This is a genomic window from Sphingomonas sp. PR090111-T3T-6A, from assembly GCF_000383095.1.
Taxonomy (GTDB): Bacteria; Pseudomonadota; Alphaproteobacteria; order Sphingomonadales; family Sphingomonadaceae; genus Solisphingomonas.
Genome location: NZ_AORL01000002.1, coordinates 1 through 26,136, shown reverse-complemented (window position 1 = coordinate 26,136; position 26,136 = coordinate 1). Strand labels below are relative to the sequence as shown.

Annotated in this window: 18 protein-coding genes; 9 read left to right on the top strand and 9 right to left on the bottom strand. The window is 66.7% G+C overall.

Going from position 1 to position 26,136, the window contains the following annotated elements:
- Nucleotides 1-25 precede the first annotated feature (25 nt).
- Nucleotides 26-895 carry an alpha/beta hydrolase gene (locus tag ST3T6A_RS0100365; RefSeq protein WP_019830898.1) on the top strand — a complete coding sequence of 290 codons (870 nt, stop codon included), beginning with the start codon at nucleotides 26-28 and terminating at the stop codon, nucleotides 893-895.
- A gap of 45 nt (nucleotides 896-940) precedes the next feature.
- Here ST3T6A_RS0100365 and ST3T6A_RS0100360 read toward each other — a convergent pair whose 3' ends face one another.
- The 3 genes from ST3T6A_RS0100360 to ST3T6A_RS0100350 all read right to left on the bottom strand — a co-directional run bounded on the left by ST3T6A_RS0100360 (nucleotide 941) and on the right by ST3T6A_RS0100350 (nucleotide 6,061).
- Nucleotides 941-3,955, bottom strand: a complete 3,015-nt coding sequence (locus tag ST3T6A_RS0100360) for a glycosyl hydrolase family 28-related protein (RefSeq protein ID WP_019830897.1) — start codon at nucleotides 3,953-3,955, stop codon at nucleotides 941-943.
- A 79-nt stretch (nucleotides 3,956-4,034) separates the two neighbouring features.
- Complete coding sequence (locus ST3T6A_RS0100355) at nucleotides 4,035-4,712, bottom strand: FadR/GntR family transcriptional regulator (RefSeq protein WP_019830896.1); 678 nt, start codon at nucleotides 4,710-4,712, stop codon at nucleotides 4,035-4,037.
- Nucleotides 4,709-6,061, bottom strand: coding sequence for a GntP family permease (locus tag ST3T6A_RS0100350; protein WP_019830895.1), 1,353 nt, complete (start codon nucleotides 6,059-6,061; stop codon nucleotides 4,709-4,711). The genes ST3T6A_RS0100355 and ST3T6A_RS0100350 overlap by 4 nt, the downstream gene beginning before the upstream one ends.
- A 315-nt stretch (nucleotides 6,062-6,376) precedes the next feature.
- Between ST3T6A_RS0100350 and ST3T6A_RS18975 the strand changes: the two genes are divergently transcribed.
- Nucleotides 6,377-6,652, top strand: coding sequence for a helix-turn-helix domain-containing protein (locus ST3T6A_RS18975; protein ID WP_019830894.1), 276 nt, complete (start codon nucleotides 6,377-6,379; stop codon nucleotides 6,650-6,652).
- Nucleotides 6,653-6,677: 25 nt separating this feature from the next.
- On the opposite strand, the gene ST3T6A_RS18970 is transcribed toward ST3T6A_RS18975, so the two are convergent.
- Complete coding sequence (locus tag ST3T6A_RS18970; protein WP_019830893.1) at nucleotides 6,678-7,247, bottom strand: 3'-5' exonuclease; 570 nt, start codon at nucleotides 7,245-7,247, stop codon at nucleotides 6,678-6,680.
- A gap of 208 nt (nucleotides 7,248-7,455) precedes the next feature.
- Here ST3T6A_RS18970 and ST3T6A_RS0100335 point away from each other — a divergent pair, with 208 nt between their 5' ends.
- Nucleotides 7,456-8,307 (top strand): RMD1 family protein, encoded by an 852-nt coding sequence (locus ST3T6A_RS0100335; protein ID WP_019830892.1) that lies wholly within the window; start codon nucleotides 7,456-7,458, stop codon nucleotides 8,305-8,307.
- Nucleotides 8,308-8,314: 7 nt separating this feature from the next.
- On the opposite strand, the gene ST3T6A_RS0100330 is transcribed toward ST3T6A_RS0100335, so the two are convergent.
- A complete protein-coding gene (locus ST3T6A_RS0100330; RefSeq protein WP_019830891.1) occupies nucleotides 8,315-9,730 on the bottom strand; it encodes an aldehyde dehydrogenase family protein in 1,416 nt (471 codons plus the stop codon).
- Nucleotides 9,731-9,892: 162 nt separating this feature from the next.
- Between ST3T6A_RS0100330 and ST3T6A_RS0100325 the strand changes: the two genes are divergently transcribed.
- Nucleotides 9,893-11,854: an autotransporter domain-containing protein gene (locus tag ST3T6A_RS0100325; protein WP_019830890.1), complete on the top strand. Its 1,962-nt coding sequence runs from the start codon at nucleotides 9,893-9,895 to the stop codon at nucleotides 11,852-11,854.
- Nucleotides 11,855-12,067: 213 nt separating this feature from the next.
- On the top strand, nucleotides 12,068-12,409 hold the full coding sequence (locus ST3T6A_RS0100320) for a hypothetical protein (RefSeq protein WP_019830889.1): 342 nt from the start codon (nucleotides 12,068-12,070) through the stop codon (nucleotides 12,407-12,409).
- A 22-nt stretch (nucleotides 12,410-12,431) separates the two neighbouring features.
- Here the strand turns inward: ST3T6A_RS0100320 and ST3T6A_RS18965 are convergent, their stop codons facing one another.
- The 4 genes from ST3T6A_RS18965 to ST3T6A_RS20665 form a co-directional block, all read right to left on the bottom strand.
- Nucleotides 12,432-14,105 carry a sensor histidine kinase gene (locus ST3T6A_RS18965; RefSeq protein ID WP_019830888.1) on the bottom strand — a complete coding sequence of 558 codons (1,674 nt, stop codon included), beginning with the start codon at nucleotides 14,103-14,105 and terminating at the stop codon, nucleotides 12,432-12,434.
- 1 nt (nucleotide 14,106) lies between these two features.
- Nucleotides 14,107-14,460 (bottom strand): response regulator transcription factor, encoded by a 354-nt coding sequence (locus ST3T6A_RS18960; protein WP_268869711.1) that lies wholly within the window; start codon nucleotides 14,458-14,460, stop codon nucleotides 14,107-14,109.
- A 109-nt stretch (nucleotides 14,461-14,569) separates the two neighbouring features.
- Nucleotides 14,570-15,214, bottom strand: coding sequence for a response regulator transcription factor (locus ST3T6A_RS0100305; RefSeq protein WP_202804552.1), 645 nt, complete (start codon nucleotides 15,212-15,214; stop codon nucleotides 14,570-14,572).
- Nucleotides 15,215-15,292: 78 nt separating this feature from the next.
- Complete coding sequence (locus ST3T6A_RS20665) at nucleotides 15,293-15,766, bottom strand: hypothetical protein (protein WP_157602233.1); 474 nt, start codon at nucleotides 15,764-15,766, stop codon at nucleotides 15,293-15,295.
- Nucleotides 15,767-15,840: 74 nt separating this feature from the next.
- Here ST3T6A_RS20665 and ST3T6A_RS0100295 point away from each other — a divergent pair, with 74 nt between their 5' ends.
- The 4 genes from ST3T6A_RS0100295 (at nucleotide 15,841) to ST3T6A_RS0100280 (ending at nucleotide 25,979) form a co-directional block, all read left to right on the top strand.
- On the top strand, nucleotides 15,841-18,903 hold the full coding sequence (locus ST3T6A_RS0100295; RefSeq protein ID WP_037537299.1) for a sensor histidine kinase: 3,063 nt from the start codon (nucleotides 15,841-15,843) through the stop codon (nucleotides 18,901-18,903).
- Entirely contained in the window at nucleotides 18,896-19,525 is a 630-nt protein-coding gene (locus ST3T6A_RS0100290; protein ID WP_019830883.1) for a response regulator, read from the top strand. The genes ST3T6A_RS0100295 and ST3T6A_RS0100290 overlap by 8 nt, the downstream gene beginning before the upstream one ends.
- A 190-nt stretch (nucleotides 19,526-19,715) precedes the next feature.
- Nucleotides 19,716-20,630, top strand: a complete 915-nt coding sequence (locus tag ST3T6A_RS0100285; RefSeq protein ID WP_019830882.1) for an MBL fold metallo-hydrolase — start codon at nucleotides 19,716-19,718, stop codon at nucleotides 20,628-20,630.
- Between the two features lie 1,260 nt (nucleotides 20,631-21,890).
- Nucleotides 21,891-25,979: an NACHT domain-containing protein gene (locus ST3T6A_RS0100280; RefSeq protein ID WP_019830881.1), complete on the top strand. Its 4,089-nt coding sequence runs from the start codon at nucleotides 21,891-21,893 to the stop codon at nucleotides 25,977-25,979.
- The last annotated feature ends 157 nt before the right edge of the window (nucleotides 25,980-26,136 follow it).

Genomic DNA, 26,136 nt, shown 5'->3' with positions numbered 1-26,136 from the left:
CCGCCATCCGACAGGGAGCCCGCCCATGACCTTCCGCCGTCCCCTCCTCGCCCTTCTGCTGGCCTGTGCGGGGCCGGTGTTCGCGGCCCCCGCGCCCGAGGACGCCGCCATCCCGATCTGGCCCCACGGCGCCCCCGGATCGGAGCGCCACGCCGGCGAGGCGGAGCGGCTGGAGGACGGCGCCTATGTCCACAATGTCCACAACCCCTCGCTAACCGTCTTCCGTGCCGACGCGAAGCACGCCAATGGCGCGGCGATCATCGTCATCCCCGGCGGCGGGCACCGGATGCTCGTCTTCCAGAACGAGGGCGTGGTGCCGGCCAAGGCACTCAACCGGTTCGGCGTCACGACCTTCGTGCTGAAATACCGCCTCGCACGCGAGCCCGGCTCGACCTACACGATCGAGGGCGATGCCGCCGCCGACGCGCGCCGCGCCGTCCGCTGGGTGCGCGCGCACGCCGCCGACTATGGCGTCGATCCGCACCGGATCGGGATCATGGGCTTCTCGGCGGGCGGCGAGCTAGTGTCGCTGGTGACGGACAACCTCGCCCCCGCCACGCCCGCCGCCGCCGATGCGATCGATCGCGAGAGCGCGCGGCCCGACTTTCAGGTGCTGATCTATCCCGGCCCGCTCGGCATTCCGGGCAAGGCGGTGGCCAGCGCGCCGCCCGCCTTCATCGCGGCGGGCTCGATCGACCCATGCTGCGCGACGCCCGCGCTCGCGCTCTACGACCAGCTCCGCAAGGCGGGCGTGTCGGCGGAACTCCACATGTTCGCGGACACCGATCACGGCTTCAACCTGGCGATGCATTCCGAACGCCTCTCGATCCAGCACTGGCCGGACCGGCTGGACGACTGGCTAAACGACGAGGGCTGGCTGATCCCGCGGCGATAAAGGCCGGGCCGGGCCAAAGGCCGCCGGCCCGGCACACGGCCCGGATCAGGGCCTGGCCGCGTAGAGCGCGTGGTGGGTCAGGATGAAGAGGGTCTTGCCCTCCGCGCCGCCGAACAGGATCTGGGTGGGCCGCTCGGGCACGCGGATCTGGCCGAGTTCCTTGCCGTCGGCCGCATAGACGAAGACCTCGCCGTTCAGCACATAGACGCGGCCATCCGGCCCCTTGGTGACGCCCTCCCCGCCACGCTCGGCAAAGGGCCTGAGATCGGTGAGCTGCCCGGCCGTGCCGACAAGGGCACTGTAGGTACGGTCCTCCGAGCCGTTGACGACATAGACCCGCTCACCCGCCTTCGCCGCGACGAAACCATAGCTGTCCAGCGTGTCGGAGAAGCGCCAGCCGAGATGGTTGCCCGGCCCCTGCTGGAAGACCCGGAAGGCCGGGAGCACGAGGCTGCCATCCGCCGAGACATATTCACGCGCCTTCGCCGTGCCCGCATCTCGAACATACATCTCGTGGAGCGTGGTGAAGCGCATGGTCTTGGGATCGAGCTGATCCTTGAACTCGCCGTTCACCCATGTGTTGACCGGGAGAGCGATGCTCGCTCCCGGATGCTGGCCGGTAGGCGTGGGCTGGATCAGCGTGATCGGATCGGTGGTCCCAGGCTTGAAGCTGTAGACCGTCGCCTCGGGGCCGTCCGAGGACAACACAATCAGGTTACCCGACCTGTCGAAGGCGAGGTTCACCGGATCGAGCGGGGCATCGCGCTCGATCGAGAGGCCTTCCTTCTCGCTCCACCCATAGATGCGCTGGAAGCGGTGATCGACGAAGTAGAGCTTGCCGGACGCGTCCACCGCCGCGCCGGAGATCGAGTAGAAGCCGTCCTCCAGCTTCTCGACCGGCGCCAGTGAGGCCGGTGCCGCCGCCACCGGGTCGGCCGGCACATCCAGCGTCGCGAACTCGCGCTGACGCACCGCCAGCTTGTGCGTCATGTCGAGGATCGTGTTCTCGTAGGGGAACTTGCTGACCCGCAGATAGGTCCCACAGCCATTGGCGTCGCAGGTGGAGAAACCGCTTTCGGCGTTCACATGGACATTGCGGAAGCGGATGTCCGACGAGTTGAACAACCGCGCCGCCGTCAGCGCCGGCTTCACGCTGCGCGTCACGCGATAGGCGTGGTAATTGGCGAACAGGATGTTGCGCGAGTTGCGCACCTCGATCGACACGGTGTCCTGGCTTTCGCCGGACTCCTCCTCGGTCTGGGGGGCGAGGAACTCCCAATTCTCCACGCCGTCGAGCACGATCTCGTTGCGGACATGATGCTCGGCCGACAGCTCATAGACATGGCCGGGCGTCCTGGTATTCGAAACCAGCATACCCGACTGGGCATAGGTGTCCGGGGTCCAGACATTGACGAAGGTGCCGCCGCCGCCATCGGTCACCCAGATGCTCGGATGCTGGCCGTCCCAGCGCTTGGCCGGGTCTGCGTCGGCCGAGTGGGTGGCGTCATAAGGATCGAAGCGATGGCCGTCGGCGGTGATCGTGCCGTGGCCGCCCTCGATCTTGACGTCATCGACCAGCGAGCTTTCGCCCGCCTTCCAGATCAGCGCACTCGCCCGCGGGTTCACGCCGCCGGTGAACAGGCCAAGGCCGGTGACGATATTGGTGCCGCCCTGCGGCGACTCGACCAGCGCCTTGGCCGGGCCGACACCGGCGTAGGCCGGCGTCTTCTCGGCCAGCACGATCTGGGTGCGGCTCGGATGGAGGCCGATCAGGACGGTGTCGGGCTTCAGCTTCAGCGTGTCGCTAACGACATAATGGCCCATCGGGAAATAGAGCACGCGATGGCTCTCGATCGCCTGCTGGATCGCGGCGGTATCGTCGGTCGAGCCATCACCCTTCGCACGCAAGTCCTTGACGCTGGTCCATTCGGACACTGGCGGCAGGTCGCGGATCGCAGCCTCACGCTCAGCCGGAAGCGAGGAAAGCGGCTCCGCTTCCATCTTCGTCGCGAACTGCCCCGCATCGCCGAAGCCGGAGAGCGCGAGGCCGTAGTTGAACGCCTTGACCCGATAAGCCGCCCCGGAACCGGCGACCGCCTTTCCGCTATCGCGGAAGCGCGCGAAGGTCGGCGTCTTGCTCGCGATCGCATTCTCGAAGCCAATCTGGGTGTAGGCGTTGCCCTCGTTCGAGATGATGACGCCGGCCCTGGCGACATTCTCGAAGCGGACGTCCTTGCCCCACAGCCAGTCGCCGTATCCCTGATCGATATCGATCCCGACCGGCACATCCGAGATGCGGACGTTCACCAAGGTCAGCCCCGCCTCATGCTCGCGGATCGCCGCCTTGCGCTGGCCGTCGAACGAGGAGTCGATCAGCGTGAACTGCCACGCCGGTGAGGTCTTCTCGGTCAGGATGCCATAGCGGCCGCCATGGAAATGGACGTCCTCCATGACGTTGCCGACCTGATAGGCCCCAGCCAGACCCGATCCGATCCGCATGTCGACATGGCTGAGATAAGCGTGCTGCGCGGCATGGAAGCGCACCGCCGTCGCCGCCGGATTGCCCGCGCCGATCTCGAAATCGACATTGCTCAGCGCGCCGTAGAAGGAGCCCGAATTGGCATCCGACACCTTGTCGCTGAACGGCACGCTGCCGAGCGGCGGAACCGCCACCTTGTGCCCCGGCAGGAAGCCCGGCCCGCCGGTGAACATCATCATGGTGCCGATGCCCTTGCCGAAGCCCGGCGTGCGGTCACCCAGGAAGATCACCGGCCGCGTCGCGCCGACGCCAAAGATGCGCACCGCCGGCGGCACGAGCAGGCTGCGCGTGATGCGATAGCGGCCGGACGGCAGGAAGACGATCCCGCCCGCTCCCTTGTTGGCCGCCGTATCGATCGCCTTCTGGATCGCGGCGCTGTCATCGGCCTTGCCGTCGCCGACGCCCTGCACGGTGACCGCACCCGGCTCGGCCGGCGCCACCGCGAAGGCCGAGGGCGAGGCCGCCAGCGCGGCCGTCGAGGTGGAGAGAAGCAACGCGGCCGCGACCAGCTTGAGGTTCATGCTTTGCGCCTTATCAAGGGGATGGTGGGGCGATAATCAGGATCGCAAGCCCGAACAGCCGCGACCAAAGTCGTAAAGCTCAGGGCATCAACCGCTTGCGCCCCTGCGAGAGGTGCCAGCGCATCGCCAGCGCCGCCCCTTCCGCATCCTGCGCGCGGATCGCATCGACGATCATCTCATGCTCGGAGATCATCGCCTCGATGGCGGCCGGCGGACGCGAGCGGGAGATGTCGACGCCGGCCTTGAGGATGCGGTCCACATCGTCGTGGAGATGATCGAAGGTCGCCAGGAAGGCGGGGTTGGACGTGGCGAGCGCGATCGCGCGGTGGAGCGCCCAGTCCTCGTCATGCGCCGGGCCGCTGGAGAGGAGCGCCGTCCGCAACCCGGCCAGCGCGTGCTCGATCTCGCCCATCTGCTCGGACGAGCGGCGCATCGCCGCCAGCCGCGCCGCCTCCGCCTCCAGCACGAAGCGCACCTCATAGGTGCCGAGCGTGGCCGAGAGATCGGACATCGGCATGTGCGCGCCCAGCCGCTCGGACGGGCGGCGCTTCACATAGGAACCAGCGCCGCGCCGCGCCTCGGTGATCCCGTCCGACGCCAGCCGGACGAGCGCCTCGCGCACCACCGTGCGCGATATGCCGAACGTCTGGGCGAGCTGCGCCTCCGAGGGCAGGCGGTCGCCGATCTGGAGGCCGTCCTCGTTGATGATCGCGACGATGCGCGTATAGGCCCGGTCGGCCAGCCGCCCCTCGCTCATGCCAGCACCTGGCTCACGATCAGGATGAAGATCAGGCCCAGCACCGACACCGCCGTCTCCATCACCGACCAGGTGCGGAAGGTGTCCGCCGTGCTGGTGCCGACATAGCTCTTCACCAGCCAGAAGCCCGGATCGTTGACGTGCGAGAAGAAGATCGAGCCCGCGCCGATCGCCAGCACCAGCCATTCGGGTGAGACGCCGGTGGTCGCCGCGACGCCGGACATGATGCCCGCCGTCGTGATCGTCGCCACCGTCGCCGAGCCGGTCGCGAGACGCACGCCGACCGCCACCAGCCACGCCAGCAGGATCGGCGAGAGCCCCCCCGTCTCCGCCCAGCGGGCGAGCAGCGTCGAGAGGCCGGCGGTGACCAGCACCTGCTTCAGCGCCCCGCCCGCGCCGATGGCGAGCAGGATCGCGCCGGCGGGCTTCATCGTCTCGGTCCAGATCCGCTCCTGCACGGACGCCACCATCATCCGCCGCCCGAACAGCAGCGGCAGCGCGAGCAGATTGGTGACGAGCAGCGCCAGCACGGGATGGCCCCAGGCACTGAGCCCGCCCAGCCGCGCGCTGAGCGAGGCCGGCAGCAGCGGCAGCACCTGCGCGCTCGCGATCAGCACCACCGGCATCAGCAGCACCAGCAGCGAGAGCCAGAGATTGGGCGCGGTCGCCTCGGTCTCGGGCGCCTCGATGACGGCGTCGGAGAGCGTGATGCCGCGCGTCGTGAAGCGACTCAGGACGGGGCCGGAGAGGATTGCGGTCGGGATCGCCACGATCAGCCCATAGAGGATCGTCCGGCCGAGATCGGCGCCCAGCGTGTTGACCGCCAGCAGCGGGCCGGGATGCGGCGGCACCAGCGCGTGGAGCACCGAAAGGCCCGCCAGCGCCGGCATGACCAGCCGCAGCTTCGCCGCATCGCGCGAGCGCGCGGCTTCCGGCAGGCTCGCGGCCACCGCCATCGTGATCGGCAGGAGCAGCACCAGCCCCGTCTCGAAGAAAAGCGGCAGGCCGATCACCATCGCCGCGAGCAGGCTCAGCCAGGGTGCGCCGCGATCCCCGGTCAGGCGCAGCACGGCATGGGCCAGCGACGAGGCGCCGTTGGAGAGTTGCAGCATGGCACCAAGCGACAAGCCGAGCGCCACCACGAGGCCGGTCCCGCCGAGGATGTCTCCGACGCCCTTCTCCACCGCCTTGGCGGCATCGACGGTCGGTATTCCGGCGAGCAGGCCGACGGTGAAGGCGCCGCAAAGCAGGCCGACGAAGGGATGCAACCGCCCCTTGACGATCAGACCGACCGCCAGCGCGATACCGAGAACGGCGGAAACGACCAGGCGCGCGTCCTCGGCCGTCATCGACGCGCCTCCGCGCCGTGCCGGCCCTTCCCTGCCGCGCCGTTCCGCATGCCCCTCATCGCCCTCTCCAGACCTGCGCGGGTGATTTTCCCCGCATTCTTGATCGCCAATACCTGTATGACAGCTTTTCCGGTTGTCGCCACACCAAAATGGCGGATTGACGGGATACCCTTTTCGAACATAGCCTAAACCTGTCCAACCGATTCAGCCCCTGAAGGTGAGAATCGGATGCAGGAAGAGGCCGGACAACGGCTCAAGGATCAAGGCGCGGCTCGCCAGCGAGGCCGGATCGCCAAGGGAAGATGAGAGGGTGTCATGGACAGGATCGCCAACGGGCAGAATCACGCCGCAGAACCGGACGAGACCGCCGTCAGGCTGACGCCGACGCAGTTCAAGGTGATGCAGGGCGTCCATTCCGGCCTGCTCAACAAGCAGATCGCCTTCGATCTCGGCATCGCCGAGGCGACGGTGAAGGCGCACATGACCGCGCTGATGCGCAAGCTCAACGTCCGCAACCGCACCCAGCTCGCCATCGTCGCGCAGGCCTTCCGGCAGGGCGATCGGGAACCCCGCCCCGCACTGATGGCCTGAGGGACGGCGGCGAGTCGCCCCAGTTTCAGGCGGCGTTTTGCAGGGCGGGCTTGCCGGGCGCGGCATCCGCCCACCGGAACGCCGGACGGACGGCCCGCCGGTCCACACCCAGCGCCCCGACGAGATGCGCAAGCCAGAGTGCGTCAGGCTCCGCGCGATGGCGGCGGAGCACACCCCGATCCGCCCCCTCGACCGCACGCTCCAGCACATCGGCCGAGGGCCGCCATTCATCGAGCAATTCCGCCACATGACGGATGCGGAAAGCAGGCCGGATACCGGCCGCTTCCGACAGGGTCGCCAGCCAGACGCGGTCCAGATCATGATCGGCGATCACGTCGCGGCCGGCGAGGCAGGCGTTCAGCTCGGCCATCACCAGCTTGGCGGGCAGACCTTCGCGGTCGAGCTGATCGCGCTCGATCCCGTGCAGGGCCTGCGCCTCCGCCCTCCACGTCCAGCCGCGCCATTCGGCCTCCGGCCGGATCAGCCAGGCGCGCGACCAGCCCGCCATGTCGGCGATGCCCACCTCGATCGGATAGCTCCGGCCGTCACGCGGCAGGCAGGAGGCTTCGAAATCGATCGTGACGAGCGAGGACATCCCCAAACCTCCATGTTCCGAGACAGGGGCGGAAGGCCGACACTATACTCACTGGATGCGCCCCTTTTGACGAGCGACCGCGACTCCCTCATGACAGGCGGGCATCGTGCCGTCCCGTCCCCGGCCCATTTTGTCCTGCGTTGGGATTGTCATGACCTTCGCGCAAGGAGAGCGACGATGACACGCTCCGCCCGAAACGAAGCCGGCCATGGCTGACCCGTCCCGCCCCGCCACCGCGGCGACGCGGCCCGGAATCGGCGCGCGCGAGGTGCTGGGCGTCTCCCTGTCGGGCGGCGAGCGGACGGCGGACGTGCGCGCGCTGCTGCTCGGCACACGCATCGACACGCGCAACCTGCGGCAGTTCGTCGAGCCCGAGACGCTGACGCTGTCGGGCATCGGGGCGGCTTATGTGTTCCGCTACGGCGTCCTCGTGCTGTTCGGCGCGTCGAGCGAGATCGAGGCGGAGCTGATCGCCCGCCTGTCCGATCATGTGATCGAGCCCGTCTCCTCGCCGGAGATCGAGACGGCGTGGATCGAAATCCGCCCCGGCGGGGAGGAGCTGGTCAGCGCCGACGGCCATATCCGCCTGCGCGAGGCGACGCCCGAGCGGCTGCTGCTCACCGCCACGGTGCTCGCCCGCAGCGTCGTGCTGGCGCGCGACGAAAGCCGCATCGCCGAGGCGTTCGACCGGATCGAGCCGCTGGTCAACGAGCTGCGCACGCAGGGCCGCGCCGGCCTGCCGATCCGCCGCGTGATGCAGCATATCGGCGACGTGCTCTCGACCCAGCACCGCGTCGTCGGCCGCGCGCAGATCGGCGAGAAGCCCGACCTGCTATGGGATCATCCCGAGCTGGACCGCCTCTACGGCCGCCTCGAAGCCGAGTTCGAGCTGGGCGACCGCGCCCGCGCCATCGAGCGCAAGCTGGAGGTGATCGGCGACGCCGCCGACGTGCTGCTCGATCTGGTGCAGGACAAGCGATCCTACCGGCTGGAGATCGCCGTCATCCTGCTGATCGCCTTCGAGGTGGTGCTCAACCTCTTCGAATTCTGGCGCCACTAAGGAGCGATCAGAGCGCCGCGTTGATGATGCGGGCCTGGGTGAACTCCTCCAGCCCCTCGATCCCCTGCTGGCGGCCGATGCCGGACTGCTTCACGCCGCCGACCGGAATGTCGAAGGGCAGGTCGATCGCCTTGTTGACCCAGACCGTCCCGCTCTCGATCCGCGCCGCCACCGCAAGCCCAAGCCCGACATCGCGGGTCCAGACCGAGCCGCCGAGGCCATAGTCGCTGGCGTTGATGCGGGCGATGGCGTCGTCGAGATCGTCATAGCCGAGCACCGGCAGGATCGGCCCGAACTGCTCCTCGCGGACCAGCCGTGCCTCGTCGGGGAGGTCGCGCACGATGGTCGGCGCGATGAAATAGCCCTCGCCCGCCAGCACCTCGCCCCCTGTGACGATCCGGCCTTCGTGGCGCGTCTCGTCGAGCAGGGCGCGCAGCCGGTCGAACTGGGCGCGGTTCTGGACGGGGCCGAGCGTGGTGCCCGCCGCCATGCCGTCGCCGACCACCGCGCTCTCCGCCCGCCGGGCCAGCGCCGCGCACAGCGGATCGACCAGCGCGCGCGGCGCATAGACCCGCTTGATCGCGAAGCAGACCTGCCCGGCGTTCGCCATCGCGCTGCCGAAGATCTGCTCCGCCGCCGCTTCCACATCGGCATCGTCGAGCAGCAGCGCGGCGTCGTTGCCGCCCAGCTCCAGCACCAGCCGCTTGAGGTTGCCGGCGGCGGCGGCCATCACCTTGCGGCCGGTCGCGGTCGATCCGGTGAGGCTGACATGGTCGATATCGGGATGGGCGGCGAGCAGCGGGCCGAGATCGCCTCCGTCCGTCAATATCTGGAACACGCCCGGCGGCACCATCTCCGCCATCATCTCGCCCAGCTTCAGCGTGGCGAGCGGCGTGGTCGGTGCGGGCTTGGCGATCAGCACATTGCCCGCCAGCAGCGCGGGCGCCAGCTTCAGCGCCAGCATCAGCAGCGGATAGTTCCACGGCACGATCGCCGCGACGACGCCCAGCGGATGGCGATATTCCACGATTCGCTCGCTCGCCGTGTCGCGCAGCACGCGGGGAGGAAGCTCCAGCGTGGCGAAGTGGCGGAAGGCCGCGATCACGCCCTCCATCTCGAAGCGCGATTCCGCGAGCGTCTTGCCTTGCTCCCGCGTCAGCAGGGTCGCGAACGCCTCGATCCGAGCGGCCAGCCTGTCGGCGATCGCCACGAGCAGCGCCTGCCGCTCGTCCCACTCGGATCGTGCCCAGCGGGGGAAGGCCCGCCGCGCTGACGCTACGGCTTCCTCCATCTGCGCGGCATCGGCGCGGGGGGCGACGGCAAAGGGACGACCCGTCGCGGGGTTCACGACGTCGATCGTGGCCGCGCCCTCCACCAGCGCGCCGTCGATGAGAAGCCGATAGGGATGGGGCGATTCCTGCATGGGAGCGCCCTTTACCAGAGGCGGACGGAATCGGAACGGGGCGTGTCGCCGCGCCGCCACAGCCGCGCCGGGAAGCGCCCAACCCGGCCTCACCTGCGCTTGACGGACAGGAGCGGGCTGAACCAGCATCGCCCCCAGATAAAAGATAGAGAGGACACGGGGATGCTGAGGGGGCTGATGGCGACCAGCGCGTTGGTCGGGATGATCGCGTTTGCAGGCGCGGCGCAGGCGGCGGGGCCGTTCACGGGCGCCACCGCGTTCGGCGACAGCCTGAGCGACAGCGGCAACTATGCCGCCGGATTGGGCCTGCCGGCCCCGCTGCGCTTCACCACCAACCCCGGCCACACCGCGATCGAGGATGTGGCGAGCTTCTACGGCCTCCCGCTCAGCGCATCGGCCACCGGGGGCACCAACTATGCGGTCGGCTCGGCCGGCGTCGTCACCAACGGGCCGGGCGCGCCCGCCTTCGTGCAGACCGAGACGCAACAGATCGGCAGCTATCTCGCGGCCAATCCGAAGCTCGATCCGAACCGGCTCTATTCGGTGTTCGGCGGCGCCAACGACATCTTCTATCACGCCACCTCGGTGGGCGCGGCGGCGACGGCGGCCCAACTGATCGCGGCCGCCACCGCCGGCCTTCCCGCGCAGCAGGCGGCGGCGGTCGCGGCGCAGATCACGGCGGCAGTCCAGCAGCAGGCGGGCGTCTCCGCGCTGGAAACGCCGACGCAGGCCGGCCTCGCGATCAACGCGGCGGGCGCGCAGGAGGCGCGGCTGGTCGGCCAGATGCTCGACGCCGGCGCGCGCTATGTCGTCGTCTTCGCGCTGCCCGACATCGGCCGCACCCCGCAGGCGGCAGCGCAGGATGCCGCCGCCCCCGGCACCGCCGCCGCGCTTACCCAGCTCTCCACGGCGTTCAACCAGGCGCTCGATTCCAACCTGAGCGGCCGCACCGGGATCATTCCGGTCAACACCTTCGCCTTCCTGAACGAGGTGCTGGCCAGCCCCTCGCAATATGGCTTCGTCAACACGACGACGCCCGCCTGCACCACGTCCAGCTCGCTGACCTGCACGCCCGCGACGCTGGTCAGCGCGACGGCCGCGACCGACTATCTCTTCGCCGACGGCGTCCATCCGACGACCGCCGCCCACGCCCTCTTCGCGCAGGTGATCGAAAGCGAGATCACCGCCTCGCAACAGGCGGGCCTGCTCGCCGAGCAGCCGCTGGTGACACTCGAATCCGAGCGCAACGCCGTCTCGCAGCAATTGCTGTTCGAGCAGATGTCGCCCTCGCCGCACGCGCGCGTCTTCCTGACGGGCGGTTTCGCCCACGAGAATTTCCGGCGCGAGGCGATCCGTCCGGCCGATCATGACGACTGGCTCGTCACCGGCGGCGTGCTCGGCACGCTGATGCCCGGCCTCACCGTCGGCGCCGAGCTGACCGCCGGCCGCTCGCACCAGAACGCCGACACGCAGCTCAGCCATTTCCGCACGGGCACCCTGATGGGCACCGTCTTCGCGCAATATACGCTCGGCCACGCCTATCTGAGCGCGGAGGGCGGCGGCGGCAAACTCTGGTATGACGACATCCGGCGTACCATCGCGATCGGCCCGGCGACACGCATCGAGAATGGCCGGACGCATGGCGGCATCATCTCGGCCAATGCGACGGCGGGCTATTGGTTCGGCGGCGACGCGCTGCGCTTCGGCCCCTTCGCGCGCGGCATCTTCGAGCGGGTGACCGTCAACCGCTACAGCGAGCGGAGCGGCGACAGCACCGCGATGGTGTTCGAGGGCCAGAACCGCAAATCCTTCATCGGCGAGGCGGGTCTGCGCCTTCAGGGGACGATGGAGGCGGCGAGCGCCACGATCCATCCCTATGCCGAGATCGCCTATGCCCATGACGGCAACGCGCACCAGCGGGCGGTGCTGGTCGGCCTCACCACGATGAACGGCGAGTTCGCCGTCCCCGGCTATGTGCCCGATCGCAACTGGGGCGAGGCGCAGGCCGGCCTCAGCATGAACTTCACGCCGCGCCTGTCCGCCTCGATCGGCTATCAGGGCCGCTTCGCCGGCCATTCGAGCGCCTATAACGGAGCGAATGCGAGCCTCGCCGTGGCGTTCTGATGCCCATGGGGGTGCGCCGGAACGAAGAGGCGTGCGGCCGGGCGGCTTAAAAAAGCGAAACCGCGCGCATCCGTGATGACTATGGCAATGGGATTCGGTAGTCCGATCATGCCTTCGCTGCCCGGCGCAAGGCATTCGTCGCCCCTAGCCTGTGAGTGACCCATGCCCGCCCAGCTCGCCATGGCAAATCTCTAGAGATCGGCAGCGAGCTTCGTGCTTTTCCTGCTGGCCGCCCAACTCGCCGCTCCGCTCGCCTCGCCATCGGCGAGCAGCTCGGATCAGGACCGGGTCACCGCCGCCGAGGTGCTGGCTTACGCGCAATGGCGCAACTGCGTGCTGAAGGTGACGCACCACAAGTCGCGAAGCATCAAGGACCATGAGGCGGTGGCGGACGCCGCGATCGCCGGATGCGAGGCAAGGGAGGCGGACTACCGCTCGTCCCTCAAGGAGCTGGCCCAGCTCTATCGGCTGAAGGACCCCGACACCTTCGCGACGCGCACATCCGAGCAGGCGCGAAAGACGCTTCGCGACATGGCGCTGAAAGAGTTGAAGTAGGCGCGATCCGCCACAAGCACATCTAGCGGGAGGCCGGCAGCGAGAACCAGAAGCGGGCCCCGCCGTCGGGCTCGCTGGAGGCGCCGATCGTCCCTCCATGCGCGACGATGATCGAGTGGCAGATCGCCAGCCCGATCCCCATTCCCTCGTCCTTGGTCGTGAAGAAGCTCTGGAACAGGCGGCTCATGTCGGCCTCGGCGATACCCGGCCCATCGTCGCGGATGGTGAAGGTGACCGCGCCGCGCTCGTCCAGATCGGTGGCAAGCCTGATCGCCCCGCACGGGCTGCCCGTGGACTGGATGGCCTGGACCGCGTTGATCAGGAGGTTCACGATCACCTGCTGAAGCTGCACCCTGTCCCCGCAGATCTTCGGAAGCTCGCGGCCCAGCCGGACGGTCAGCGCGATGGAGCGCGTCTCGGTCTCGTGCCGAACGAAATGGAGCGCCTCGTCCACGATCTCGTTCAGGTCCAGGGAGACGGTGCGCGGCACATGCCGGGCGGTCATGCCGCGGATGCGCTGGACGATCTCGGCGGCGCGGCGGGCGCTGTCGGAAATGCGCGTGGTAAGCTGCGCGACCTTCTCCAGGTTGGCATCATCCCGCGAAAGCCACCTCAGGCTGGTTTCGGCATAGGTGAGAATGGCCGAGAGAGGCTGGTTGACCTCATGCGCGATCGAGGAGGCCAGCTCCCCGAGCATCGAGATGCGCGCGGCGCGCGTATAGTCCGACTGCAACTGGCGGAGCTGCGCCTCGGTGCGCAGGCGCTCGGTGATGTCCTCGAGCATGATCAGGGTGATGTCGAGCTGCTCGGGGCGCGTCGGATAGGTGACCGACAACGATACGTCGAGGAGGCGCCCGTCCAGCGTCCAGAGCTTGATGACCTCGGAATAGCTGCGATGGCCCTCGAAATGATGGATCATCACGCGCTTGGCGGTCTCCGGCGAGGCCGAGAAAAGCGGATCGACCGGCCCGATCAACTCGCTGGCGTCCCGTGCGCCGAACAGCTGCACGGCGCTTTCGTTGACGTCGGTGATCCTGACGATCTCGCAGGCGCGCAGGATGTCCGTCGGATTCGTGTCGAGATAGGCCTCCACGTTCCGCAGCCCCTTTCGGCGCATATCGTCGAAGATGTCGGCCTGGGCTCTCGAATCGACCTCGAGGAACGCGAAGGGGAGGTGGTGGATCAGGTTGTTGTACCGCGCCTCGCTGACCCGCAGCGCCCAGAAGGAGCGCTCGTCGACCGGGTCCGCGGTAACCGCCAGCAGCATGATGTCGGCGAGATCCGGATGATCGCACATCCGTGCCGTGAACAGGGTTTGACGCAGCACCAGCGATTTCATCCTGAGTTTGCGGGTATGGGGCCGGGGATGCGACGTGACGGCCGTGACGATGAGGTCGGCCAGGATGGGCCATCCCTCTCTCGGCCAGAAGCCGAGGATCGATTGCCCCAGCATTCGACGGCGGCCTGCATAAGAGCCGAAGAGGTGGACGGCATTCGCGTTCGCCTCGACGACCACCATGTTTGACAGCAGGGCCTCGATCCACCCCTCGGGGCTTTGGCCCGCCGCTACGGACTCGATGAGCGTGCGGGCCCGCGCAATGTCGAATGCCCAGCAGGCGCTATCGTGCCGGCGCATCTCCGCCTCGAACCGTTGCAGTTCGATCGGGAGCGCCGCCGCTGGAATATCGACGGTCATCTCAGCAACGCCCCGGCACACCGAGCGCGACCCGAAGCGCACGGACGAACTCGGTCGTCGCGAGCGGCTTGGTGAGATAGGCAGCCGCGCCCTCTGCTCTGGCCTGAACCATCGTCGCGGCATCCTCGGCCGACGTGACGAATATGACGGGAATATCCGAGCCCATCGTCCGAAGGCAGCATTGCAGCTCCAGCCCGCTTATGCCCGGCATCTGGACATCCGTGACCAGGCACGCGAAGGCGCGCGACGAAAAATCGTTCAGGAAGGCACCGGCGCTGGCATAGCCCTCCGCGGAAAGGCCCTCGACCTGGAGCAGGTTCAGGAGAGCGTCACGCATCGCTTCGTTATCGTCCACGACCGCGATGAGAGGCGTTTCGGGCAAAAGATGGGCCCCTTACCGGCGCCACTTGCAAGGCGCCGGTAAATCTCGCGGAATTGCTGGGGCATTGTAACCATACTATGGTCTAGGCCGCTGCTTGACGGAGCGTGCCGGGAAGCAGGTTCCAGGCGCCGATCAGCTCCCCGAGAGAGGTCGCCTGCATCTTCCGCATGACGCTGCTGCGGTGCAGCTTCACCGTCACTTCGCTGATGCCCAGATCATAGCCGATCTGCTTGTTGAGCCGCCCACGGGTCACCTCGCGCAGCACTTCGCGCTCGCGGGTGGTGAGCGTCGCATATCGTTCGGCCTGCCGGCGCACGCGCTCCGCCTCCACGCGCTGCGCGCGATCGAGTTCGATCCCCATCGACACCGCATCCAGCAGCGCCTGATCGCGGAACGGCTTGGTCAGGAAGTCGATCGCGCCCGCCTTCATGGCCTGCACCGACATGGGGATGTCGCCATGCCCGGTGACGAAGATGATCGGCTTCGCATTGCCGCTGGCGGCAAGCTGGTTCTGAAGATCGAGCCCGCTATACCCCGGCATCCGCACGTCGAGGATCAGGCAACCGGGCCGCTCGGACAGCGGAGCCGTCATCAGTTCGTGCGTCGACGCGAAGCCCACCGCATCGATCCCCACCGACTGCATGAGTTCTTCGATCGAATTCCGGACTTCGGCATCGTCGTCGACGATCAGCACCAACGGACGATCCAATTGTGCTGTCTGTTTCATCCTGCTTTCCCCGGGAGGTTGCGGCTGGAGGCGAACAAGTCTTTCATGGCGCATCACGCGGCGAAATCCCGAAACGGGTTACGCCCCGGCTCCCCGATCCGGGGTGCGCGGCTCCAGACGGATGACGCGGCGGCCATAGCGATGCGCATCGATCGAATAGGCGCCGGGCCCTTGCAGGACGAGCGCACCGGCGCTGCCGGCGGCCACCAGCAACAGCGCGCGATCCCCCTTCGCGGCGAACAGCACGGCGGCGAGCGCGACCGTCAGCAGCAACCCCATGACCCGCGTGCCGAGACCGATCGCGAGCGCGAGCGCGAGCCCACCGGCGGAAGCGATGGCCGCCGGCGCGCCGCCATCGGGCCCGGACCATAAGGACACGAGCGCGGGGAAAGCCGCCACCGCGCAGGAAAAGCGCAGCAACAGCAGGGCGATACCGGTGATGCCATCCGGATAACGGGAGATAAGTTTCACCACGTCATGCTGATAGCTGCGTCGCCAGCCGGCGACAGCCTGTATCCGGGGATGTTCCGATCCCCTGTTCGGGGGTAGCATCCTTCCCCGCTCCCGGCGATGGGACGCATGGACGAACGTCGTGGCGGAGCCTCATCGGAATTGCGGGAACGTCGATGCAATTGATCAGGGCGTTGTTCGTCGCGATGCTGCTGCTGCCCTGCGCCGCCTTCGCCGCCGCCCCGGAACGATTGCTCGCGCATTATACGCACCAGCGCTGGAGCGACGAGAGCGACGCTCCGCGGCCGGTCTCCGCACTCGCGCAGGATCATCGCGGCTACCTGTGGGTGGCGGCCGCCAGCGGCCTGTACCGGTTCGACGGCATGCGCTTCGAATGCGTGAGCACGGGCGTGGACATGATCGCAAACGGCGCGCCATCAGCGATCCTCGTGCGCCGGAACGGCGATGTCTGGACCAATTTCGAGCGTTCCGGACGCTTCGCGGTCTATCGAAACGGCCGGCTGAGCTTCCTGCGGGCGCCGGCGGCGCCGCACCGCGTGATCGCGATGCACGAAACCGGTGACGGGACGGTCTGGGTGCTGACCGAACGGGTCGGCATCCCGCTCCTGCGCTATCGCGACAATCGTTGGACCGCGTTCGGGGGCCAAGCGGGTGCGCCGCTCGACAACCCGTACAGCATGGCGGTGACGCGCGACGGCACCGTCTGGGTCTCCTTCACAGGATCGGTCGCGCGGCTGGCGCCCAACGGCGAGCATTTCGAGATCGTCAGGCGCGAGCGGCGGGCGATGGGGCGGCTGTCGCTCGATCCGCAGGAACGGGTCTGGCTGACCGACCGCCACGGCAGCTATCCGATCACCGGTCCGGCCGGGCAAGGCGATCCTCCGCCGCTGCGCCATGCCTATGCGACCGATCTCGCGCGAATCCGGGGGCGTCCCACGTTCGATCGCGAGGGCAATCTGTGGGTCCCGACTTATTATGACGGGCTACAGCGCGTGGCCCATCCCGATCCGCGCGGCGCGGCCTCCGCGGCCGAGGCGGTGGCGCAGGTCGAGCGCTTCACCACGCGCGACGGCCTCTCCTCCAACACCACGAGTCAGGCCTTCCAGGATGCCGAAGGCAATATTTGGGTCGCGACGGACAATGGGATGGACCGCTTCTGGCCCGCGACGCTGCGCTTCGAGCCGAAACTCACCGAGTCGGCGACCTACGGCGACCTCCTGCTCCGCGCCTCCGACGGCACAGTTTATATCGGCGAGGAGACCACCGTCTATCGCGTACGCCCCGGCGGCCGCCCCGAACCGATCTTTCACACCGACAAGGAACCGCGCACCCTGTGCGAAGCCCCCGACCACTCGATCTGGATCGGCCTGCACAAGGACAAGCAGGTGGTGATCTGGCGAAACGGCCACATCCGGTCGCTGCCGCACAATGTGCCGCTGGCCTATACCGCCTATGACTGCGCGTTCGATGCGCAGGGCGACTTCTGGGTCACGGCGTCCTTCGGCGGCATGGCGCGCCTTCATGCGGGCCGCTGGGAAAAGATGTTCGGCGCGCCCGGCCCTGCCTTCCTGCCCAAGGGGATGATCACCGATGCGCAAGGCCGGCTGATCGTCCAATGGAACAACGACATGATCAGCCGGATCGAGGGCACGACACGGCGTTCGATCCGGATACCGCGCGATGGCTATGCGCCGGATGATGTGACGCTGTACCTGGCCGCCCCCGATACCGTCTATGTCGCAGGCCGGTTCGGGCTGGGGCGCATCCGCAACGGACGTTTCGCCAGCATCTCCGCCCGGCGCGTCCCGCAGTTCAGCGGCGTGAACGGGATCGTCCGCACGCCCACCGGCGACACCTGGCTCGCCAGCCCGGCCGGGATATTGCGCGTCCGCACCGACGCTCTGGAGCGCGCTTTCGGCGACCCCGGCATGATCCCGCCGATGCTGGCGTTAGGCTCCATCGACGGGTTGCGCAGCCGGCCGCATTCGCACAGCCGCCAGGCCATCGTGCAGGGTGGAGACGGACGGCTGTGGATCGCCACGCAGAGCGGGACCTTGTGGCTCGATCCGAACCAGATCACACGCAGCCGGATCGCGCCGGCGGTGGCGATCAGCGCGCTCGTCGCCGACCGCACCTATCGCGACCCGACGATGGTCACGCTGCCGGCGGGCACGACCAACCTCCATATCGATTTCGCGGTGCTCAGCTTCTCGAACCCGCGCACGACCCATGTCCGCTACCGGCTGGAGGGGCTCGATACGGATTGGGTGGAGGCGGGAACCCGCCGCCAGGGCTTCTACACCAATCTCGCGCCGGGCACATATCGCTTCCACCTGATCGCCGCCAACGACAACGGCGTCTGGAACCAGCAAGGGGCGACGGTCGACTTCGTCATCCCCCCCACCTTCGTGCAGTCGCGTTGGTTCACCCTCTTATGGGTGCTGGTCGTTGGACTGCTGCTCTGGCTCGCCTACTGGGTGCGGATGGGGCAGGTCGCGCGCGATATCCACAGCCGGCTGGAGGAGCGGCTTGGCGAGCGGGAGCGGATCGCGCGCGAACTCCACGATACTTTGTTGCAGGGTGTGCAGGGGCTGGTGCTGCGCTTTCAGTCGGTCGCCAACAAGATGCCCGCCGAAGAGGCGACGCGCGCGAAGCTGGAGACCGCGCTTCGGCGCGCCGACGAGATCATGGTGGAGGCGCGCAGCCGCGTACAGAATCTGCGAACCGCCGAAGCCTCGGGCGATCTCCCCGAACTGCTCCGCGACCGGGCGGTCGAGGCGGCGTTCGATCCGCCGATCCCGATCCGGATCGTCGCGGAGGGCAAGCCGCGACTAATCGACCGGCTCGTCTCGGTCGAACTCAGCCGGATCGTGGACGAGGCTTTGCTCAACGTGGCCCATCATGCGAAAGCCGGTTCCATCGACATCATCGTCCGCTTCGGCCTGCGCCATCTCGGCGTGGAAATACGCGACGACGGCGTGGGCTTCGAGCGCGCCATCCTCGAACAGGGGCACAAGCCGGGACATTTCGGCCTGGTCGGGATGCGCGAGCGCGCCGAACGGATCGGCGGGGATCTTGAAATCGATTCCCATCCCGGCATGGGCTCCACGGTGACGATCACGCTGCCCGCGCGGCTGGCCTACGCCGATACCGCGCCGCGCCGGCAGCGCCTGTTCTCCTGGCTCTTCCGCGAAAGGACGGAATCGGACCATGCCTGATCCATCGCCGATCCGTATCCTCCTGGTCGATGACCATCCCGTGCTGCGCGAGGGCGTCGCGTCGATCCTGGAGGACCGCACCGACATGATCGTCGTCGGCGAGGCCGGTGACGGGGCGGAAGGGATCGCCCGCTTCCGCGAACTCCGGCCCGACGTGACGTTGATGGACCTTCAGATGCCGGGCACGGGCGGGCTCGAGGCGATCATCGCCATCCGCGCCGACTTCCCCGATGCGCGCATCCTGGTGCTGACCACCTATGCCGGCGACGTGCAGGCGGTGCGCGCGCTCAAGGCCGGCGCGACGGGCTATCTGCTCAAGAGCAGCCTGCGGACCGAGATGCTGGACGCTATCCTGAACGTCCATCGCGGCCGGCGGCATGTGCAGGGAGAGGTCGCCACCGGGATCGCGCACCATATCGCCGACGAGCAGTTGAGCGAACGCGAGATCGCCGTCCTGCGCCTTGTCGCGGAGGGCAAGGCCAACAAGGAGATCGCCCAGGCCCTGTCGCTCTCGGAGGAAACCGTGAAAGCGCACCTCAAGAACCTGTTCGCCAAGCTCGACGTCAGCGACCGCACCCATGCCGTCACTATCGCGGTGCGGCGCGGCATCATCGAGCTTTGATCCGCGGGATCGAGGAATGCTTGCCGCCGTCCCTGACCTTCACTCCGGGTATCGGGACGCCCCGCAAACGGAATGACAGGACCTATCCCCTGGTATGGTCCACCCATCCCTCGACCCAAATCGACCGCTGACACGCCTCAACCTAGCCTGCCGATGCGGTGATGAAGCCTGCGGTTGAGAGGACAGGGTTATGAAGCTGGACAATATCCCACATACCGATGGTTCGGGGGTCGAGGAGCTGGTTCCGTCGCGCTACGCGCTGCGGATCGGCGAGATCGACGTGCTCGTGGTCAGCGATGGCGTGCTGCCTCTGCCAACCGAGACGATGTCCACCAACGTCGACCCGGCCACCCGCGTGGCCTGGTTCAAGGACCAGTTCCTGGGGCCGGACGCCTTCGACTGGGCGCTGAACGTGCTCGTGGTGCGCAGCGGCGAGCAGGTCATCCTCGTGGACGCCGGTCTGGGCGGGCAGTTCCCCGGCTTCCCGCGAGCCGGGATGTTCCCCAGGCGGCTGGCGGCGGCCGGCATCGATCTCGCGTCGGTGACCGACATCGTCATCACGCACATGCATATGGACCATATCGGCGGGCTGCTCGTCGACGAGGTGAAGAACCGGCTGAACCCGGACGTGCGTATCCATGTCGCGGCCACCGAGGTGGCGTTCTGGGAGTCGCCGGATTTCTCGCACACCGAGATGCCGTCGCCGGTGCCGGACGTGCTGCGGACCACCGCCGCGCAGTTCATGGACGCCTATCGCGGCCAGGTGCGGACGTTCGACGAGGACTATGAGGTTGCGCCGGGCGTGCTCGCCTGGCGTACCGGGGGCCACACCCCCGGACACAGCGTGGTCCGCCTGACGTCGGGCGGCGAGCGGCTGACCTTCGCGGGCGACGCCATCTTCCCGGTCGGCTTCGACCACCCCGACTGGCACAATGGCTTTGAACATGACCCAGAGGAGTCCGTTCGCGTCCGTATCCGTCTTCTGCGAGAGGCGGCAGAGACGCGTGAACTGTTCGTGGCCACGCACCTGCCGTTCCCGTCGGTCGGCCGGATCGCGGTGGACGGCGATGCCTTCCGCTGGGTTGCCGGCTTCTGGGACTATTGAGACCCTTCCGGATTAAGACCGATCTGGGGCGTGTATTCATAGCAGTTGCGAGCCGCGCCCCAGTTCGTGCCAGGGAATCGATCCCGATCAGAAAAACGAACTTTTCAATCGCCTTTTCCTGACCAAGTAGAGGAAGGAGAAGGAAATGTACGACTTCGATTTGATAGCTGGTTGATGTGCCGATGGATTTTAGCGGCGCTCACACCTGACGACGATTGCGTATCAAGATTGAGCATGGCGGGAACGCAAATCGCTCCCATCCCGACATCCGATAGCTAGATCACCTCGAAACGCTTGGCCAAAGCTCCCATGCGTGACCCACGTTTACGCGCTTCCGCTGGGAAGCGTCGTGGGTCTTTGCCAAAGATGTCTTGGGATTATGGTGCGCCTACAGGACAATTTAAAATAAAAAAACGCATTGATTAGATTATATATCAATATAATTCTGCATAATTCAGTTACGCATTGTCGCACAAGCCTCCACTTTTGCTACCTAATTCTATACCGCCGACGCCCGAATATGTCCATACCCGTCGCTGTTTTGCGCATTATCTGCCGATCATGCTCCAAGGCTTTACCAATATGGAATTGTGGGATGCCGAAGGAAGAAACCTCCTAATCGGTGGAAGCGATCGGGCGTTCATAGACGAACCGCTCTAGGCGTTCCCGCCGGACCGCCCGCCGCCAGGCGCAGGGATAAGCCGCCTCGTCGAGGTCGCGTGGCGATCGAGGATCCGACCTTAGACCGGTGACTTATGGCCGGTAAGCGACTGGCAGGTTCCGGGCGAGAGACCCAACGATCGGCCCTTCATTTAGGTCAGCAACTGCCATCGGGCATCCGACTGCTAATCGGACGGCTGCTGACTGCGGGTGGCCGGTTCCGGCCTTGCGGGTTTGCGATGACTTAGGAAAGAAAGCGGCCGGTCACATTAAGAAGACCCGAGAGTCCACAGGGTCAAAGGGCACCCACCCGCGATCCCTAGTTTCGTGACCCGCGCGGCCTTTGCACGCCGTCGCCAGTACATATATTGCCGCGAAAAGGGTGATGAATGACGACAGTATTTGACCAGGTGCGGGGACTGATCGAGCGGCTGTCATCGGAGCCGGTGTGCGAATAGTGCATCGCCGAGCGGCTGCGCCTTTCGGCAACAAGCTAAGCCATCATCAAGGCGCGCGAGTTGGCCGGCGCGCACGGGCAGGCATTGGAGGTCTGTTCGCTGTGGGGTGGCTCCCGCACGCTGATCCCGCGGGTAGCCTGACATGGCGACCGTGACCGCATCGGCCCCGGCAGCCGATCTGGCCGACAACGCCAGTCCTTGGCCAACGTCCGCCTATTTCCCGCGCCGGCTCGCGATCAGCGAGGAGCATATGTTCGACAACCGCGTCGACGAAGTCGGGCTGCTCGCGCTGGGCGGCAACAAGATCGTGCTCGGTGAACCAGGCATGGGCAAGAGCGAGCTGATGCGCGAGATCGGGCGGCGGCTTGGGAGCGAGCCAGTCACGGCGATCCGCTTTATAAACGCTAGGAATCCGGTCAAGCTGGTGCCTGCGGGCAAGCCATTGCTGATCGACGGTCTCGATGAAGCAATGTCGCGGCGTGAAGGCGACGCTATCGACGCGATTCTGGCGCAGCTCGAAGAAGCGGGCTCACCGCCGTTTGTCCTCTCGTGCCGATCGCGCGAATGGCAGGCACGCAGCGTGACAAATTTGCGCCAGCTCTACGGAGTCGAGCCACGCATCCTGACGCTTGAACCATTCGATCGCAACGAAGCTCGCGCGTTCCTCCTCGCGCAGCATCCGAACGTGGATGCCGATCACGTGCTCGATCACCTCGCGCGTCACAGCCTCCAAGACCTTTACCGCAACCCACTGACGCTTGGCTTGATGGGACGGGTTGGGGAAACCGACACGCAATTACCGGCGACGCGCGCAGCATTGTTCGAGCGCGTCTGCACTTTGATCTGGCCCGAACATGATCCTGATCGGCAGGACGAGGGCCTCGCCCAATTAACGCAGGACGAAGCCCTCGACGCCGCCGGCGCAATCGCCGCCGGACTGCTGTTCGATGGTGCCGAGGCCGCCACCGCCGCGGGCGCTGCGCATGTGCAGCAAGGCGATGCCCGGCTCGCCGATCTGGAGGTCTTGCCTAGCGCTAAGGCCGCGCGGGCAATCTTTTCCTCCAAGCTGTTTCACAGTGTCGGACCGTCGCGCGCCAAGCCGATCCACAAAGTCATCGCCGAATATCTCGGTGCGCGATGGCTCGCACGTCAGGCGGCGACACCGCGCGCGCAACGGCGCGTGCTCGCTCAACTGCATGGCAGCGGCGGCGTTCCGGCGAGTCTGCGTGGGCTCCATGCCTGGCTCGCCTTTCATAGCCCGGCGATGGCCGAGCGGGTCATCGCCGAAGACCCCTATGGCGTGCTGCGCTACGGCGAGGCTGCGGCGCTGACCCCTCATCTCGCGGATTGCCTATTCGAGGCGCTATGTCGGCTCGCCGAGGACGATCCCTATTTCCGAGCGGCGGACTGGGACAGCAAGACCGCGGCTGGGTTAATGATCCCAACGCTCAAACGCAAGATAGAGGCGATCATTGCCTCGGCGGCGAGCAGCGCGCACCTGCGCTCCCTGCTGATCGAAGGGCTCCAAGGCACGCACCTCGCGGCCGAACTTGCCGATACGTTGGAAGCGATCGTGCTCGCGCCTGAGCGCTTTTATCGCGAGCGCGATGATGCGGCCGAGGCCTTACTGCCGCACCGTGATCGGACTTGGTGGCAAGCGACGATCGCAGCGCTCACCAATCAGGCCGGCGAGGATGCGCCGCGGCTTGCGCGCCAGTTAATCCAGCAGATCGATGCCGACGTCTCGGACGACCTCCTTGTCGCGACGCTGTTCGCCGAAATGGGGGTGACCAGTTCTCCGCTGCCCCGCCGAACGGGGCGACGCGTACATACCGCCCGCAGCTACAAGCGACTGTTCGCAGTGATCCCGTTGACACGTCTGGTCGGGGTCATCGACTTGATCGTCGCTTATGCCGAGCTGCTGCGCGATGACGACTGGGAACATGCCAGCGAGGTTGCCGATATCGTCGCCGAACTCATCATTCGTGGGATCGATGAAGGCGTGATCGGCGTAGCTCAAGCGCCGTTGCTGTGGCGCTGGCTCGGCAGAGTCGAGCGGGCGCATCACTATCACCGCGACGTCCAGCAGACGCTCGCCGCACGGCTGGGGGCACAGGCTGCACTGCGCCACGCAGTCCAAGCGCACGCGCTGGCGAACGATCATCGCACGGACAGCCTATGGATGACTGAATTGTATCTGCAGCGCCGCCGCCTACAACTGGCTGGGCGACCTGAGGACATCATCATCGTGTTCGACCGGCTTGCCCAAGGCAACAACAAAGATCCCGCACTGCGCCAGGATTGGCAAGATCTGGTACGCATCGCCTGGGGGGCCGAAGGGCTCGATCCCGACGTGCGCGCGGCGGCGGAACGGTTCCGCCGTGGCGACAAACCGCTCGGCGATTTCCTGCGTAAGCTCGAAAATCCCAAAAAGCCCGGGTGGAAGGTCCGGCAGGAGAAGGAAGCGGCTAAGCGCGAGCGCAAGCGCAAGGTGGCCTTTGAGGAGGCGCGCCGCTCATTTGGCAAGGTGCGCGACGATCTGCGCGCCGGTAAGCTGGACGCGATCTTGCAGCCGGCGCAAGCCTATCTCGATCGATTCCACGAACTACCGAGCGATTTGCCGGCGGGAGAGCGGCTCGCGATCTGGCTCGGGCCGGGCCTATGCAATGATGCGCTGCTCGGATTTGAGGCCGTATTGCACCGCTCCGACCTGCCGACGCCCGTTGAGATTGCCGACGGCTTCGCGCGCGGCACGATCTACAATTACGGCTTTCCGATCATGGCCGGGTTTTATGAGCGCATGCGCCGTGGCAAGGGCTTTGCCGACCTGTCCGCGCCGCTCAAGCAGGCGGCGTTGCTGCTCAGTCACGACGATCATGGTTGGAATCTCGACAAGGAAAAGGACGCGCTGCGCGCGGCGCTGGAAGCCGAAGTCATCCCCACGGCCGAAGCCCGCCAGGCGTTCGCGCGGCTCTGGATCGAGCCCGCGCTCAGTGTGGGCAAAGAGCATGTCGCCGGGCTTTATCAACTCGCCCACGATCCGGAATGGCAGGCGACCGGGACAGCACTCGGTGCCGACTGGCTGACCATGTTCCCCAACGTGCCGGAGTCCGTCGAGGCGGGTCTGGTCGACTGTCTGACTTATGGCGGCGCGCTCGACGCGCTCCGCGATGTCGCCAAAGCGCGCGCCGAGAGGGTGTTCCGCAATTTCGACCATATGCTGTCGTGGTTGGCGATCGATGTACTCGTCCGGTTCGATGCTGTGAGACTCGATCTTGCCGGGATCGGCGCGGACTATCCCGACTTCATCTGGTTCCTACGCAACCGCCTACAGTTCGAGCGGGGCGGCAGGATGATGCCACTGACGGTCGTGCAGGCCGAATGGATCATCACTGAATTTCGCGAGCAACGTCCGCATGCAGTGCTCGAGGGCTCCGGATCAGGCAACACAAACGACTATGACGCGACCGACTTTCTGCGCTGGCTGATCAGCCGGATCGCCGACGACACGAGCATCGAGGCCGCCGAATCGATGGCGCGGCTCGTCGCCGGGCCCAACGACAGCTATGCCGCGCTGATCCGCCACATGGCGGCCGAACAGCGGCAGAAGCGCGCCGAAGGGGATTTTTCAGCGCTCGCCCCGGCTGATCTAACCGCGCTGCTCGACGATGGCCCTCCGGGCAATATCGAGGATTTGAAGGCGCTAGTGCGCGAAGAGATGGCCGTCGCGCAACGCAAGCTCATCGGCGACGATTTGGATTCGGTCGTTGAATTCTGGACCGACGCAGGCATCCCGCGCGACGAGAACCGGTGCCGCGACCGGCTGGCAGCGATGATCGGCCCCGAGCTCGCCCGCTACGATATCCAGCGGATCACCGAGGCAGACATGCCGCAGACCAAGCGCGCGGACCTGGCATTCGCGCGTGGGGCGATGCAGTTGCCAGTCGAGGTCAAAGGCCAATGGCATGGCGAGGTCTGGGATGCCGCGACCAGCCAGCTCGACGTGCAATATCTGATCGATTGGCGCTCCGAGCAACGCGGCATCTATTGCGTGTTGTGGTTCGGCGATCTGCCGTCGGCAACTAACCGGCGGTTGAAGGCACATCCAGACGGGCTTCTCGCGCCGGCGAGCGCCGACGCTATGCGTACCATGCTGATCGAGCGGATTCCCCAGGCCCGCCGCGCGCTGATCGAAGTCGTGGTCATCGACCTCTCCGCCGGCAAACCGTGACGCCGCCCCGCGAGCACCCGCGCTCGCGATCGTCTCAGGTCGTGTGATAATGCAGCCGCGATTGCTCCTGGTTTGTGACTATTCTTGGTATGGTGCGTGATTACTTCGAGCTTCCGCCATGGCGTGCGATTTCGGCGCGCCTCCAACCGGCATCCCT